Origin of the sequence: Hymenobacter rubidus (assembly GCF_016734815.1) — a bacterium.
GTDB lineage: Bacteria > Bacteroidota > Bacteroidia > Cytophagales > Hymenobacteraceae > Hymenobacter > Hymenobacter rubidus.
This window is the reverse complement of sequence record NZ_JAERQF010000001.1, coordinates 165668-179954: the sequence shown is the minus strand read 5'-3', so window position 1 is coordinate 179954 and position 14287 is coordinate 165668. Positions and strand designations below refer to the sequence as shown.

Here is a 14287-nt window from a genome sequence, read left to right as displayed (position 1 = left end):
ACAAGGAGCCCGGCCGCGCATAGATGGTTGCAGCCAGTACGCTGCGCTCAATGAAGAATGAGCAATGAGGAATTGTCGCTGGATAATTCTTCATTCCTCATTAAAAAGCTACTTCGTTACCAGCTTGTTCAGCTCGGTCTCGTTCACTTTCACCGGACGGGCGGCGCGCATCTGGCTAATCCACTCTTTCTCCAGGTAGGTCTGGTAGTCAGAAGTGGCCTGGCCGCGGGCTTCAGCCAATGTTTTGGGGCCGGCAGGTATCGTTTTATCGATGGTTACGGCGTAGTAGCGGCCGTCCTTCTGCACGTTGTAGGTGCCGGGGCCTTTGCTCATCAGCTCGTCCATCACCTTGTTGTCGCCCTTCTGGAAAATGCGCTGGCTGATTTGCACCGACAGCGGGTTTTGTTCATTCAGCTCCGTTTCCAGCGCGGCGGGGTTGCTGGTTACCAGGGCAATCTGGGCGCCGCCATCGGCCGTAGCCGCCGTTTGCACGGCTTTATGAATGCGGCGCGTCGGCACGCCCCGGCGGCGTAGGCCGCGCACGGCGCTATCGGCACGAGCGTTGGCCAGGCTGGCTTTTTCCCCTTTTTTTACGCGGCCCGTGAGGGTAATCTGCGTCAGGGTGTCCTGCATCATGCGCTTGGCCAGCTCGTCCAGGGCCATCACGCCGGGCTTGGTCAACACAACGGTACCGGGGCGAAAAGCTACCGTTTTCTGAATATTTTTAGTTACTGGGAAGCGGCTGGTTTTCAGCTCTTTCTGCACGCGGGCCAACAGAGCCGGCGTGGCAGCGCTCACCACGGTGCCTTGCACGCGCTGGTCCCACTGGTACTTGGCCTGGTTGTCGGCAAAGAATTTCTTCAGGCCCACGGTGTCTTCAATGGCTTTGCTCCACACTTTCTCGTCCATCAGCTGGAAGAGCAGAATGCCGTCGCGGTATTCCTTCACCAGCATGCGGTAATCCTCGTACTTGGTGTCGAGGCTGTTTTTCTCAAATTCCGTGAGCGACTGCTCCACGTACTGGTCGTAGAGCTGCTGCATGGCAAAGCTCGGCTGCGCGCCTGTGCGCGGCTTCTGGTTCTGCTGCACGTAGGTCAGGAAATCCTTTACCAAGTACGGCTTGCCTTTGATGCTGAACAGGGTGGAGTTGTCGGTAGCGGCGCCCTTGGCGGCTTTTATGGGGGCAGCGGGCGCGGTGTATTTGTAGCGGCCGGCTACCAGCGCCGTATCAGCTTTGCTGAAGGCGTAGGTTTTGGCGGCGGCTACTTCCGTAAACTGGTCTTCCTGGCGCACGCGCTTCAGGAAAGCGGCTTTGTTGAGCTCCGAGCGGGAGTCTTTGGCCACCTTGCTTTTCAGGCTCGATTCCAGGTCGGCGAACTTGGCCAGCGGCTGGCGCTCAATCAGCTTGATGATGTGCCAGCCGTAGGGCGTCTGCACTGGCGGCGCAATTTCGCCGGGCTTTTGCAGCTTGAAGGCCACTTCCTCGAAGGAAGGAATCATGCGGCCGGTGCCGAAGGGCGGCAGCTCGCCGCCATTAGCCGCCGAGCCGGCATCTTCCGAGAACTGGGCCACGAGCTTGTCCCAGTTCTCGCCTTTCTTCAGGCGGCTGTACAGCTCATCAATCTTCTTCTTGGCGGTGAGCGAGTCGGCCTTGGCGGCGTTGGCATTCATCCGAATCATGAGGTGGGCTACCTTGATTTCGCCCTGCGCGGCCCGCTTGTCGTTCACCTTAATCAGGTGGTAGCCAAAGCGCGTGCGAATGGGCTGCGAAATCTGGCCCACCGGCGTTTTATAAGCGGCCGACTCGAACGGGTACACCATCTGCATGGCCGTGAAGTAGCCAAGCTTGCCGGCGTTTTCCTTGGCCGAGGGGTCTTCGCTCTCGGTACGGGCCAACTGGGCAAAGTCTTCGCCCGCCAGGGCCCGCTGGCGGATGGCCGAAATTTTCTTGTAGGCGATGAGGGTATCCTGCGGGGTGGCGTCGGGCGTCACCCGCACCAGGATGTGCGAGGCGTTTACCTCCTGCGCCATGCGGTCGTAGGCCTCGCGCACCAGCTGGTCGGTCACGCTCTTTTCAGTGAGGTAGGGCTGGGCCAGCTGCTGGCGGTAGCCGTCCAGCTCGCGCTTGAAGGCCTGGGTGGTATCCAGCCCTTTTTGTTCAGCTTCCAGCACTTTAAGGCGGAAGTTGGTGTACAAATCCAAGTAGTCGGTCACGCTTTGGCGGGTGCCGTAGTCGGGGGCCGAGCCATTGTTTTTGCGGTACACGTAGGCAAACTCATTGGCCGGTACCGGGTAGTTGCCCAGCGTCTCGACGGCCGGGCCGGTGGTGGGAGCGGCCGTGGGGACCGAAGCGGCTGGTTTAGAAGCCTGGCAGCCAGCCAGCAGCGTAACGACGGCGGCGCCGGCGTACAGAATGCGTTTGTGCATATAAAAAAATAGGAGTCGATTGCACCGGCCAGAATGAAGCCTGGGGCGCGGGCATAAAATTACCAGTGCGAAATTAACTAATTTCCGGGGGGAAATGGTGCAAAAGATTGACCAGCCGCATCCGTTACCTGAGCGCGCAAAAAAAAACGCCATGCTGCGCGGGGGCGGCACGACGTTCTGCTTCGCTATACCGGCCCAGCTAACGCAACTAAGCCAGCGTTTTGCTCAGGTGGCACACCGTGTGGTTTTCACGGGTGAAAAACTCAACCCGGTCCATGAGCCGGTTCACCAGGGTCATGCCCATGCCGCCTTTGCGGCCTTGGCGGATGTAGGCGCGCAAGTCGGGGTTCTGGTGGGGGGCGGGGAGGAAAATCGTATCGCCGTTGTCGGTGATTTCCACGTTCAAGTTGTGGCCGTCCAGGGTGAGTTGGAGGTCCAGAAACTGGCTTTCGTCCTCGCCGTTGGCATGGATAATGAAGTTGGCCACCACCTCGTCTACGGCCAGCACCACCTGGTTTACGGTGATGTCGGGCAGCTGCCGGCTGCTGAGGTATTCCCGCACGAAGTCACGCACCTGCTGGAGGTGAACGCGTGAACAGGCAATGCGGAGGATGGACTTCACGTTGGAAGGGTTGAATGTTGAGGGCTGAATGTTGAATGACTGGTTACGCAGAGCATGGGCCAAAGCCCCATTAACTCAACATTCAACCCTCAACACTCAAAACCTGTTTTAGGCAGCTTCGGCTTCGGCCACGCTGGGCACAATGGTCATCAGCGCGTCCAGGCCCAGGATTTCAAACACGTTGAACACCTTTTCCTGCATATTGAAGAAAACCAGCTTCACATTGGCATCCTGAAAACGCTGGAGGTGCGAGATGAAAACGCCCAGGCCGGCGGATGAAATATAGCTAAGCTTGGCGCAGTCAATCAGTACCTTGCGGTAGTTTAGAATATCGGGCTTGGCCAGTTCAGTATCAAGCACAATGGCGGAGCTGGCGTCCAGTTCACCGTCCAGCTGGAGGGTGAGGGTATCGGCGGAGGGTTGAGCAGTAACTTTCATAGTGAGGGCGATACGTCAGGCCAATGGTGGGGGTTGAGCGGACTTGAATTTAATGACGAGCAGGGTTTGGTCGTCGTGAATGGGGAAGCCGTGGGTAAAGCGGTTGAGGTCGTCCAGAATGAAGTTTTTGATGTGCTCGGCGTCCTGGAAATAACTTTCTTCGAGGCGCAGCTTGAGGCGGTCCTCGCCGTATTCGTCGGTTCCGCTGCCGCCGCGGGCCTCCACGATGCCGTCGGTGTAAATCACCATCACGTCGCCGGGGCTGTAGTCGTAGAACTGGTTCTTGATGTGCTTCTCGTAGGTCTCGTTGCGGATAATGCCGAGCCCCAGACCGGCCGAATCGAAGTAGAATACTTCCTCGCGCAAGGCGTGGTAATACAGCGTGTGGCAGTGTCCGGCGCGTGCAAACACAAAGCCCCCCTGCTCGTAATCAATGATGTAGAGCGAGGAGGTGATGAACGAAGACCGTTCTAGGCAGTGGCAAAGGGCCGTATTGGCTTGCGCCATGAACTTGCTGGGCACCGGAAATTTGTCCCGCTCGTTTTTGGCCAGCGGATTTTCCTGCATCAGCGAGTGGAAAATGCCTTTCATCTGGGCCATGTGGAAGGCGGCGGTCACGCCCTTGCCGCTCACGTCGCCGATGATGACGGCCAGGCGCCGGCCGGGCAGGTGCAGGAAGTCGTAGAAGTCGCCGCCTACTTCCTTGGCCGCCAGCGAGTGCGAGCTGATTTCGAACCAGTTATCCGTCGGCAGGTTTTTTGGAATCAGGCTGTCCTGCACCTGGAAGGAGATTTTCAACTCCTCCTGCGTGCGCTGATTTTCGAGGGAGGTACTCACCAGCTCCAGGTTTTCGATGCTGAGCACCGCCTGGCTGGTGAAGGTTTGCAGAATGCTCAGGTCCTCGCGGTCGAAGGTGTGAGGCTCCAGTTTGAGCAGGTAGAGCATCCCGTAGTTGAAGTGCAGGCCCCGCAAGGGCAGCTGCAGCAACGAGCGGAAACGCTGGGGCACTCCTTCGAACCCAACCCGGAAATTCAAATCGTTGGTAATGAACTCGCCTTCGGGCAGGTCATGGCCTTTGAGGCGGGCCCGCAGGGCGTTGGCCTTGTCGGGGTCTAAGTTGAAATACAGCGTCGGTTCGACGTTTTCGGGAGTGGTATGGCTGGGGTCGAGGTCGAGCCAGGCCGCGTCGGCCTGCACCGTTTGCACCGCCGATTCGAGCAAAATACGGTACACCTCAGCCGTGGTTTGGCCTCGCTGAATGATTTGGGTGAGGCGCTGAAGGCGCAAAATCTCGTTCCGCCGCTGCTCAATGATGTCGGCAATGGGCAGGTTAAAGAACGTCACCAGCAGGCCCATCAGGGCATAGAAGGCCGAGAAAAAGGCCGTGAGCAGCAGAAAGGCATACTGCGGCTGCGGAGCAATCAGTTGCGGGTCGACCTGCGTAATGCGGAAGTACTGCACAAACACCAGCACGCCCCCCAGCAGCGCTGCCTGGTAGAGCACGGCCCGCCATTTGTCGCGTTGGCTCAGGTAAGCCACCCATTTCTGGTGGCCGCTGAGGTACACCCCGAACAGGCCCAGCCCCGCCACCAGGGGAATGCCCACGTAAGTAGGCGGGTTAATGCCCACGAGGCGGAGCAGAAGCGTAGCGCCTAGGAGCACTTCAAAGATGGTCCACTCGCGTTGCAGCCGGGGCGTGGAGCGAAACAGGACCAGCGCCCGCCACGCGTAGTTGGTTCGGGCCAGGAAAATGACGAACAGCCCGAGATTGAGGGTGTAGATGCTGGTGAAGAATAAGCCGTTGTTGCTGAAAACTGGCTCGTTCTTGGCCAGCCGCTCCAGCAGGTGCAGGCACACGCATGCCACGGCCAGCAAGCCGGGCACCAGCACCAGCCGGCGCAACAACTCCACAAACGCCTGGCCCTGCAAGGGCGAGGCCTTGTAGCGGTAGTACAGAAAAATACCCAACACAAAAAGGCCCTGGGTCAGTTGGGTGCTCCACTCCGGCCAGCTACCCAGCCACGGCCCTGCGCCCGAATGGCTCAGCGCGCTAAGCAGCAGCAGCACCCAACTAAGCAGGCTAAGCGGCAGCAGAAATGAGAGTAAGCGTTGAGGCACAGACAGAAACCAGGAATAACACAAGCGTACCAGCCCGCCGCACGATTGACGGCTACCAACTGGTTTGCAAGATACAATCGGCTAAGTAAAACAAGCCAGCGCACCCAGCCCATGCCCCAAACAAAAACGCCGGCACAGGCCGGCGTTTTGCAGTAAGAACAGCGCCCTGAGCCAAATAGCCTACCGGCTCGAGTAGTTCGGGGCTTCGCGGGTAATTTGAACGTCGTGCGGGTGGCTTTCGCGCAGGCCGGCTCCGGTGATGCGCACAAACTGCGCCGCCTGCAGCGCTGCGATGTTGGCCGCGCCTACGTAGCCCATGCCGGCGCGCAGGCCGCCCGCCAACTGGTATATCACCTCGCTTACGTTGCCCTTGAACGGCACCCGGCCCACAATGCCCTCGGGCACCAGCTTCTTCACGTCGTCCTCGGCGTCCTGGAAATACCGGTCCTTGCTGCCGTCTTCCATGGCTTCGACGGAACCCATGCCGCGGTAGCTCTTGTATTTGCGGCCTTCGTAAATGATGAGGTCGCCGGGGGCTTCCTCGGTACCGGCCAGCAGCGAGCCCACCATCACGGCCGCCGCGCCGCCGGCCAGGGCCTTCACCAAGTCGCCCGAAAACTTGATGCCGCCGTCGGCTACCAGTGTTACGTCGGTGCCCGCTAGGCCTTTGGCGGCTTCGAGCACGGCCGAAAGCTGCGGCACCCCAATGCCGGCAATGATGCGCGTGGTGCAGATGGAACCCGGCCCCACGCCCACCTTCACCACGTCGGCACCGGCTTCGGCCAGGGCGCGGGCACCGGCTTCGGTGGCCACGTTGCCGGCCATCACATCGAGCGTGGGAAAGGCGGATTTGATGGCCCGAACGGCATCCATCACGCCTTTGGAGTGACCGTGGGCGGTATCGAGGCTCACAATGTCCACGCCGGCTTCCACGAGGGCGGTTACGCGCTGGAGCAGGTCGGGCGTCACGCCCACGGCGGCCCCCACGCGCAGGCGGCCCTGGCTGTCCTTGCTGGCGTGAGGCGCGCGGCGGCGCTTACGGATGTCCTTATAAGTCATCAGGCCGGCCAGGCGACCGTCGGCGTCAACCAGCGGCAGCTTATCTACTTTGCTGTCGGTAAGCAGTTGCTCGGCCGCGGCTTGGTCGATGCCGGCGGGTGCCGTAACCAAGCGGGCCAGCGGAATCATCACCGACGTTACCGGCTGGTGCAGGTCGGTTTCGAAGCGGAGGTCGCGGTTGGTGAGAATGCCTTCCAGGCGGTGGTCGCCGTTCACCACCGGAATGCCACCGATGTTGTGCTTGCGCATGAGCTGGCGGGCGTCGGCCAGGGTGGCGGTGGGCGGTAGGGTGAAAGGGTCCTGAATCAGGGCCGATTCGCTGCGCTTCACGCGGCGCACCTGCTCGGCCTGCGCCTTGATGGACATATTTTTATGAATGATGCCCAGTCCTCCTTCCTGGGCCAGCGCAATGGCCATATCGGACTCCGTGACGGTATCCATGGCCGCCGAAATGAGCGGGGTGTGCAGCCGGATGGTCGAGGTGAGGCGGGTGCCAGTGTCGCAGTCACGGGGCAAAACCTCGGAGTACGCTGGCAATAGCAGCACATCGTCGTAGGTGAGGGCCTCGAAGGCAATTTTGGGGGTTGCGGAATCCGCCATGGCAAAAGGGGTTGGGGGTGGTAACCTTTTGCCGGACGAAGTTACGGCGGGAAGTTGGCTCGAAACCCCGCCGTGCCGAAGTTATTCCATTATTCTTTGGTGAACTGGTCATTGCTAACCGTGCTGCCTGCCGTGAGGGTAGCCCGGTACACCCCGGCCGCCAGCCGACTCACGTCCACCGTCTGGCCGTCGCGGACGCGCGCCCGCAGCACGGTACGGCCCTTCTGGTTGCTTATTTTGAGCTGTGCAGTTGGGCCCACGCTGGCCGGCAGGGCTACGAGCAGCTCGGCAGCAGCGGGGGCGGGGTACATAGTTACAGCCAGGTGCTCGACCGGGCGGGCCGTGATAGTGGCTGCCGACGCATATAGCCAGGAATAGGCTGCCGGAAACTCGCGTTGCCAGAACCATTCGGCGTGCTGGCCATCGGGGCGGGGGCTGAAAACGAGGTTGGCCTCCGGCACGCCGGCGCGCAGCAGCACGTGGCGCAGGGCCGCCATTTGCGGCACCATGTCATCGCTCTCGGTGGTGCCGCTGGCAAAATAAAAGCGGCTGTCGGGGGCCGCCGGGTTCTGCCGCACGTGGTCGAATAAATGCGTAGTGGCAAACCAGAAAGCCGGCGAAAACACGCACGCCCGGCCAAACACCGTGGGCTCGCGCAGGGCCGCGTAAGCGGCAATGAGCCCCCCCATGCTGGAGCCGCCAATGCCCGTAGTCGCGGGGCCGGGCATGGTGCGATAGGTAGTATCGATATAAGGCTTTAGGGTTTGCACCAAAAAATCAACATATAAGTCGCCCTGTCCGCCGCCGAAAGCCGCGTTGTTCCAGGGCGAATACTCACCAAAGCGGTTGGGCCCGTTGTCGACGGCCACCACAATGCAGCCGGTGGGGTCCTGGCCGCTGGCCGCGAGTTGATTGAGAGATTTGTCGACGCCCCACTCGCCGGCAAAGGAAGTTGTGGCGTCGAACACATTCTGGCCATCCTGAAGGTAAAGCACGGGGTAGCGGCGGGTGGTACTGGCGTAGTCGGGCGGCAAGTACAGCCAGATGCGGCGGGTGCTGTCCAGCTGTGGCATCGCAAAATCGGTGGCGATGATGTGCACATTGGCCGATGCCGTAGAAAGCGGAGCAACCTTATTGGTCAGGGCCTCCGCGGGCTGGTCCATAACCACGGCGCTGCTCAACGTATCCGCGGGGGCGGGCAGCGAATCAGCAGTTGCGTTGATTGCCTCGGCTTGTTGCGTGTCTGGGGTAAGATTCTTGTCCATAATATAGCAAAAACGACTGAGCATGAAGGTAAGGCGGAAGCGGCAACCGGGCACAGCGGGCAAACAATTTCCCCCCTTAACCCGTCTTAGGGCCTACCATTTTATCCATTGCTTTTATGCCTGATTCCACCCCCCAAACCTGGTTTATCACCGGGGCCTCGTCCGGTTTTGGCGAAGCCCTGGCCGACTACGTACTCGAAAAAGGTGGCCGCGTGGCCGCCACCTTCCGCAAACCTGAGCAAGCCACTGCCTTCACGGCTAAACAAGCAGGCCGCACCCTCGGCTTGGTGTGCGACGTGACCGACGAAGCCACCGTCAAAACGGCCATTGCCGATGCCATTGCCCAATTTAGCCAGCTCGATGTCATCGTCAATAACGCCGGCTACGGCTCCATGGGCAGCATCGAAGAAATTACGGCCGAGGAAGTGCAGCGGCAGTTCGACGTGAACGTGTTTGGCGCCCTGCATGTGCTGCGGGCAGTGCTGCCGCAGCTGCGCAAGCAGCGTTCGGGCCACGTACTCAACATCACCAGCATCGGCGGCCTGAAAACCTTCCCCGGCGTGGGCATCTACAATGCCAGCAAGTTCGCGCTGGAGGCCATTGGCGAGAGCCTGAGCCAACAGGTTGGTCCGCTGGGTATTAAGGTGACCAACATCGAGCCCAGCGGCTTCCGTACCAAGTGGGCCGGCGAGTCGGCCACCATCGCGAATACCAAAATCGATGACTACCAGCCCACGGTGGGCGAAAATATTCGCGGCATTGAGGGCTACAGCGGCCGCCAGCCCGGCGACCCCGTGCGCGCCGCCAAAGCCATGTACGACGTGGTGCAACTGGAAAACCCGCCCCTGCACCTGCCGCTAGGCAAGGCTGCCGTGAAGGGCGCCCGCGACAAGTTCGCGGGCCTGGTGAAGGAGCTGGAGCAGTACGCCGACATGGGCGACGCGGCCGATTTCCCGGCCGGCGAATAAGGAAAAACTGGCGTTTGCTGGCCAAAAACGGTCATGCTGAGCGCAGTCGAAGCATCTCTACTGTGCAAGTAATTCGTTCACTGCTGCACGCGAGATGCTTCGGCTGCGCTCAGCATGACCGTTTTTTAACACCATTTAGCTTGGCAGCTGGCGTATCTTCGCCCCATGCCCTTTTCTGCTAATAACGACTACGAAGCCACTTCCTGGGAAGACCTGCAACGGCTGCTGTTTCAGGACACCTGGGATGCGCGCATTGGGCGGTTCCGGTCGCCGTTTGTATACCGGGGTGGCCGGTCGCGCCATTTTCAGCTCGATACCAGCTTGCAGCGCCTCGGGGGCCACTACCACGAGCTGGAACACCACCTGCTGCGCAACTTCCGCAAGTACGCCCGCGACACCACCCTGTCGGCCCAGGTCACGAGCACCTGGGACTGGCTGGCCCTGGCCCAGCACCACGGCCTGCCCACGCGCCTGCTCGACTGGACGTACTCGCCCTACGTGGCCCTGCACTTTGCCACCGACGACATTGCCGCTTACCACGAAGACGGCATCATCTGGGCCCTGAACTACGTGAAGGCCGCCGAACACCTGCCCCAGCGCCTGCGCCAGGCCCTGCGCAACGAAGGCTCCAACGTCTTCACTTCCGAGCTGCTTTTGCCCGGCAGCAGCAGCCTGCGCGAGCTGGAAGAGCTACAGGCCGAGCCCTACGTGCTGTTTCTGGAGCCGCCCAGCCTCGATGCCCGCATCGTGCACCAATACGCGCTGTTTTCGTTGATGAGCACGGCCCAAAGCGTGCTGCACGACTGGCTGGCCGACCGGCCGGAGTTGTACTTCCGCATCATCATTCCGGCCCGCCTGAAGTGGGAGGTGCGCGACAAGCTCGACCAAGCCAACATCACCGAGCGGGTGCTGCTTCCGGGCCTCGGCGGCCTCAGCCGCTGGCTGCACCGCCACTACTCGCCCCGCGCCGACGGCAAGAATTTCTTAGATGATAATGAGATGCGCTAGCTTCGGCGGCTAGCCCTGCCACGGCCAGCGCCAGCGGAAGCTGCGCTGCTTGGCCCGCGCTTTCTGGGTATGGTCGCGGCCGACCACCTGCACGTCCCACACCAAGCCCACGGCGCGCAGGCCGGCCACCAGGTACCAGCCCAGGTCAAGCTCGTACCATTCGGTGCTCATTTTGGCCGAGCTGGGGTGGGCGTGGTGGTGGTTGTGGAAGCCCTCGCCGAAGGAGAGCGCGCCCAGCACCCAGTTGTTGTAGCCGTGCTCAGTGGCGTCGTCGATGTCGTAGCGGGCGTAGCCGTATTTGTGCGAGATGAAGCCCACAAACCAGTGCCCCAGAATGGTGATGCTGATGCGCAGCGGCACGCACACTATCATGGCTTCGAACCCAAAAAAGGCCCAGATGAGGCCGGCCGCCGCCAATACGTGCAGGTACCAGGTTTTTTCGAGAAAGGCCAGCCAAGGGTCGTAGAGGTCCTCGTCGGGTATTTCGTAGCGGCCGATGTCGCCCGATTTCAGGGCGAAATGCAGGTTCCAATAGTAATCTTTCGCCATGGAATGGTCGTAGCGGAAATAAGCCGGGCAGTCCAGCCGGTTCTGCCAATAGTCGCGGAAGTAGTGCACCCGCACCCACGAAAGCGGCCCGCCCAGCCCGGTATGCACAAATAAATAAGCAAGCAGTCCCCGCGTAAACCGGGCGCACCGGTACGAGCGGTGAATGATGCCCCGGTGCAAACCAATGGAATGCCCAAAGCCCACCGTGACCACCGTAATCAGGGCCGATGCCAGGCTGCGCGGCCCGGACAAACTCGAAAAGCCCCACACCAGCGCCGGCGTGAGCATCAGATAAAGCCAACCGATTTTAAGCCAGCCCGGCGTGAGCCGGTCGCCGGCAATAACCGGTGCTTCGGCGGGAACAGTAGAAGCCATGCAGACGGGGTGAAAATGCTGATTTTCTACGAAGTTACGCGACGGCTACCCGGCGGCGAAATGGTTTTTAAGCGGATTCTGCATTTCGCAAACCCCCTGAATTCAGCCCCATACTACTGGCCCAGCCGCTTTTTGGTGAGGCGGGTTGGAATATGCTCCATCGGCTTATCGGGCCACGGGTGGCGGGGGTAGCGGCCCTTCAAATCCTTGCGAACTTCGAAGTAGCCCTTCTCCCAGAAGCTGCGCAAGTCGCGCGTCACCTGCGCCGGCCGGCCGCCGGGCGACAGCAGGTGCAGCAGCAGCGGCACCCGACCCGCCGCCACGGTGGGCGTTTCGGTCAGGCCGAACAACTCCTGCAACTTCACGGCCAACACGGGCGCGGCCGGGTCGCTGTAATCCAAGGTGATGTGCGAGCCGCTGGGGACTTCCAGCGCGGCCGGGGCGAGGCGGTCCAGCTCCTGGCGTTGGTTCCAGCCGCCGGGCAGGCGCGCGAGCAGCGGCTCCATCAGGTCGAGGCGCTGCACCTGGTCGAGGGTTTTGAGGCCGGTGAGGTGCGGCCCGAGCCAGTCGGCCAATTCCTGCGCCAGCGTGGCATCATCGAAAGCCGGCCACGGCGCCGAAGATTCAGTAGCAGCGAAGTGCTGCCGCAGAAATACCAGCCGCTGCTGCAGCTGGCGGGCAGCGGGCGTCCAGTTCAGCTTGCCCACGCCGACTTCCTGCAAATAGGCCAACAAGGCCTGAGCCACCAGTTTCGGGTCGGGCTGGCCGATGACTTTTTCTTCGAGTAGCAAGGCCCCCAGGCGGCGCACGCGCCGGCCGGTCACGCGCTGGGTGGCGGCATCGTAGCGCACCTCGTCGGTGGTCGTAAGCTGGTCGGCGAAGGCCTGCTCCAATTCATCCTGCCCCAGCGGCGCGGCCAGCGTCGCCCGCGGGGCCGAGGCCGTGCCCGCCAGGTGCGCCACCGCGAAAAACGTGGCCTGCGGGTCAACATCGTTGGTATTGAGGCTCACCCGCTGGCCCGTCACGAGGCGCAGCCGGTCGGGGGTTTCGCGCTGGGCCAGCCGGTCGGGGTAGGCCAGGGCGGTGAGGAGGCCGACTGGCGCTTGCGCAATGGAGTAGGTGGAGGAGTTGTCCGACTTGCCCAGGCGGCCGGTGAGGTTGCGGGCCACGTCGCGCACGCGCTGCAACGTGGCGGGGTGCAACGCCAAGCCGGGCAGCGGCGGATGGCCAGAGGCCAAGGCTTCAAGGCGCAGGCGCAGGTCGGGTGGCGCGGGGCGGGTGTCGGTGGGCGAGGCCCAGCGCAGCAAATCACGCTCGGCCAGCAGCGCCGCCAATGACGCGGCGGCCCTGCCGTGCCCCAACTCCTGCCCGCGCACCACGAGGTGCCCCAGGCGCGGCGGCAGGCCCAGCGCGGCCAGCTGCCGGCCGTGGGGGGTCGGCCTGGCCTTCTTCAATGAAGAATGAGGAATGAGGAATGAAGAATTGGGTAGAGAGCCGGACACGGAAGAGGCAGTGCCCACTACCCTACCCAACTCTTCATGCCTCATTTCTACTTCCTCATTAAGCGGAGCGTCAACCGCGCCCAGTCGAATCAATAATTCCTGCGCTTGGGCAAAGGCCGCGGGCGGGGGCGCATCCAACCAGCGCAGGCTGCCGGGCTCGGTGGCGCCCCACAGGGCCAGCTCCAGGGCAAGACTGCTGAGGTCGGCGGTGTGGATTTCGGGTGGGCGGTGGGCGGGCAGGTGGTGGTGCTCGGCCTCGGTCCAGAGGCGGTAGCAGGTGCCGGGCGCGAGGCGGCCGGCGCGGCCCCGGCGCTGGTCGGCGGCGGCGCGGGCCACGGGCACGGTTTCGAGGGTGGTGAAGCCGGTGCGGGGCACGAAGCGCGGCACCCGCGCAAAGCCGCCGTCAATTACCACCCGCACGCCCTCAATGGTGAGGCTGGTTTCGGCAATGCTGGTGGCGAGGATGACCTTGCACCGGCCTGCTTTTGAGGGCCGCAGCGCCGCATCCTGCGTTTCGAGCGGTAGCTCGCCGTGCAGCAGGTGCAGGTCCACGTTAGCAGCCAATGAATCCTGGAGCTTGCGGGCACTGCGCTGCAAGTCGCCCACGCCGGGCAGGAACACCAGCATATCGCCTTCGGGGTGGGTGTTTAAAGCTGCTTTTACCTGGGCTGGCACCAGCTCCGCCAGCCGCTCGGCCGGCTTGTTGGGCAGCGTAGCGGCGCGGCGCGGGTCGAGGTAGTGCGTATCAATCGGAAACAGAAAGCCGGCCGATGACACCACCGGCGCGGGCAGCCATTGCCCCAGCCGCTGCGCATCCAGCGTGGCGCTCATGATGAGGATGCGCAGTTCGGGCCGCAGCACGGCCTGCACATCCAGCGCCAGCGCCAAGCCGAGGTCGGCATTCAGACTTCGCTCGTGAAACTCATCAAACACCACGGCCGCCACGCCTTCCAGCGCCGGGTCGTCCTGAATCAGGCGGGTGAGAATGCCCTCGGTGATGACTTCCACGCGAGTTTCCTTGCTCACCTTGCTGTCGAGCCGCACCCGGTAGCCGATGGTGCGGCCCACGGGCTCGCCCAGCAGTTGGGCCAGCCGCGCGGCCGCGCCGCGCACAGCCAGCTGGCGCGGTTCCAGCACCAGGATTTTATCTTCCGGATGGCGCCACTCGGCGGCCAGCAGTTCCAGCGGCACCACGGTGGTTTTGCCGGCGCCGGGCGGCGCTTCCAGCACCACGCGGCTGTTGGCGGCCAGCGCTTCCCGCAAAGCAGGCAGCGCCGCGAGGATGGGCAAGTCGGGCAGCGCGGGCAGGACAAACGGCTTATTCACCAGCCAAAATTACGCGGTATGGCCGCGTGG

10 protein-coding genes are annotated in these 14287 nt (G+C 62.2%); 2 read left to right on the top strand and 8 right to left on the bottom strand.

Annotation, left to right across the window (positions count from 1 at the left end):
• Positions 1 to 108: 108 nt before the first annotated feature.
• The 6 genes from JKL48_RS00755 to JKL48_RS00730 all read right to left on the bottom strand — a co-directional run bounded on the left by JKL48_RS00755 (position 109) and on the right by JKL48_RS00730 (position 8529).
• Entirely contained in the window at positions 109 to 2427 is a 2319-nt protein-coding gene (locus JKL48_RS00755; protein ID WP_201977375.1) for a peptidylprolyl isomerase, read from the bottom strand.
• 208 nt (positions 2428 to 2635) lie between these two features.
• Positions 2636 to 3049 carry an ATP-binding protein gene (locus JKL48_RS00750; protein WP_201977374.1) on the bottom strand — a complete coding sequence of 138 codons (414 nt, stop codon included), beginning with the start codon at positions 3047 to 3049 and terminating at the stop codon, positions 2636 to 2638.
• Between the two features lie 108 nt (positions 3050 to 3157).
• Positions 3158 to 3487, bottom strand: coding sequence for an STAS domain-containing protein (locus JKL48_RS00745; protein WP_201977373.1), 330 nt, complete (start codon positions 3485 to 3487; stop codon positions 3158 to 3160).
• A gap of 15 nt (positions 3488 to 3502) precedes the next feature.
• On the bottom strand, positions 3503 to 5605 hold the full coding sequence (locus tag JKL48_RS23475) for a PP2C family protein-serine/threonine phosphatase (RefSeq protein WP_201977372.1): 2103 nt from the start codon (positions 5603 to 5605) through the stop codon (positions 3503 to 3505).
• Between the two features lie 180 nt (positions 5606 to 5785).
• Positions 5786 to 7264, bottom strand: coding sequence for an IMP dehydrogenase (gene guaB / locus JKL48_RS00735; RefSeq protein ID WP_201977371.1), 1479 nt, complete (start codon positions 7262 to 7264; stop codon positions 5786 to 5788).
• Positions 7265 to 7353: 89 nt separating this feature from the next.
• Positions 7354 to 8529: an alpha/beta hydrolase-fold protein gene (locus tag JKL48_RS00730; protein WP_201977370.1), complete on the bottom strand. Its 1176-nt coding sequence runs from the start codon at positions 8527 to 8529 to the stop codon at positions 7354 to 7356.
• Between the two features lie 116 nt (positions 8530 to 8645).
• Between JKL48_RS00730 and JKL48_RS00725 the strand changes: the two genes are divergently transcribed.
• Entirely contained in the window at positions 8646 to 9497 is an 852-nt protein-coding gene (locus tag JKL48_RS00725) for an oxidoreductase (RefSeq protein ID WP_201977368.1), read from the top strand.
• 165 nt (positions 9498 to 9662) lie between these two features.
• Positions 9663 to 10505: an FRG domain-containing protein gene (locus tag JKL48_RS00720; protein ID WP_201977367.1), complete on the top strand. Its 843-nt coding sequence runs from the start codon at positions 9663 to 9665 to the stop codon at positions 10503 to 10505.
• Positions 10506 to 10514: 9 nt separating this feature from the next.
• On the opposite strand, the gene JKL48_RS00715 is transcribed toward JKL48_RS00720, so the two are convergent.
• Complete coding sequence (locus JKL48_RS00715; protein ID WP_201977366.1) at positions 10515 to 11429, bottom strand: fatty acid desaturase; 915 nt, start codon at positions 11427 to 11429, stop codon at positions 10515 to 10517.
• A 113-nt stretch (positions 11430 to 11542) separates the two neighbouring features.
• Complete coding sequence (hrpB, locus tag JKL48_RS22920; protein WP_317191866.1) at positions 11543 to 14257, bottom strand: ATP-dependent helicase HrpB; 2715 nt, start codon at positions 14255 to 14257, stop codon at positions 11543 to 11545.
• Between the last annotated feature and the right edge of the window lie 30 nt (positions 14258 to 14287).

Bases quoted from the DNA above. Each gene is read 5' to 3' on its own strand.
- JKL48_RS00755 (WP_201977375.1), bottom strand. From the start codon at position 2,427: ATGCACAAACGCATTCTGTACGCCGGCGCCGCCGTCGTTACGCTGCTG.
- JKL48_RS00745 (WP_201977373.1), bottom strand. From the start codon at position 3,487: ATGAAAGTTACTGCTCAACCCTCCGCCGATACCCTCACCCTCCAGCTG.
- guaB (WP_201977371.1), bottom strand. From the start codon at position 7,264: ATGGCGGATTCCGCAACCCCCAAAATTGCCTTCGAGGCCCTCACCTAC.
- JKL48_RS00730 (WP_201977370.1), bottom strand. From the start codon at position 8,529: ATGGACAAGAATCTTACCCCAGACACGCAACAAGCCGAGGCAATCAAC.
- JKL48_RS00725 (WP_201977368.1), top strand. From the start codon at position 8,646: ATGCCTGATTCCACCCCCCAAACCTGGTTTATCACCGGGGCCTCGTCC.
- JKL48_RS00720 (WP_201977367.1), top strand. From the start codon at position 9,663: ATGCCCTTTTCTGCTAATAACGACTACGAAGCCACTTCCTGGGAAGAC.
- JKL48_RS00715 (WP_201977366.1), bottom strand. From the start codon at position 11,429: ATGGCTTCTACTGTTCCCGCCGAAGCACCGGTTATTGCCGGCGACCGG.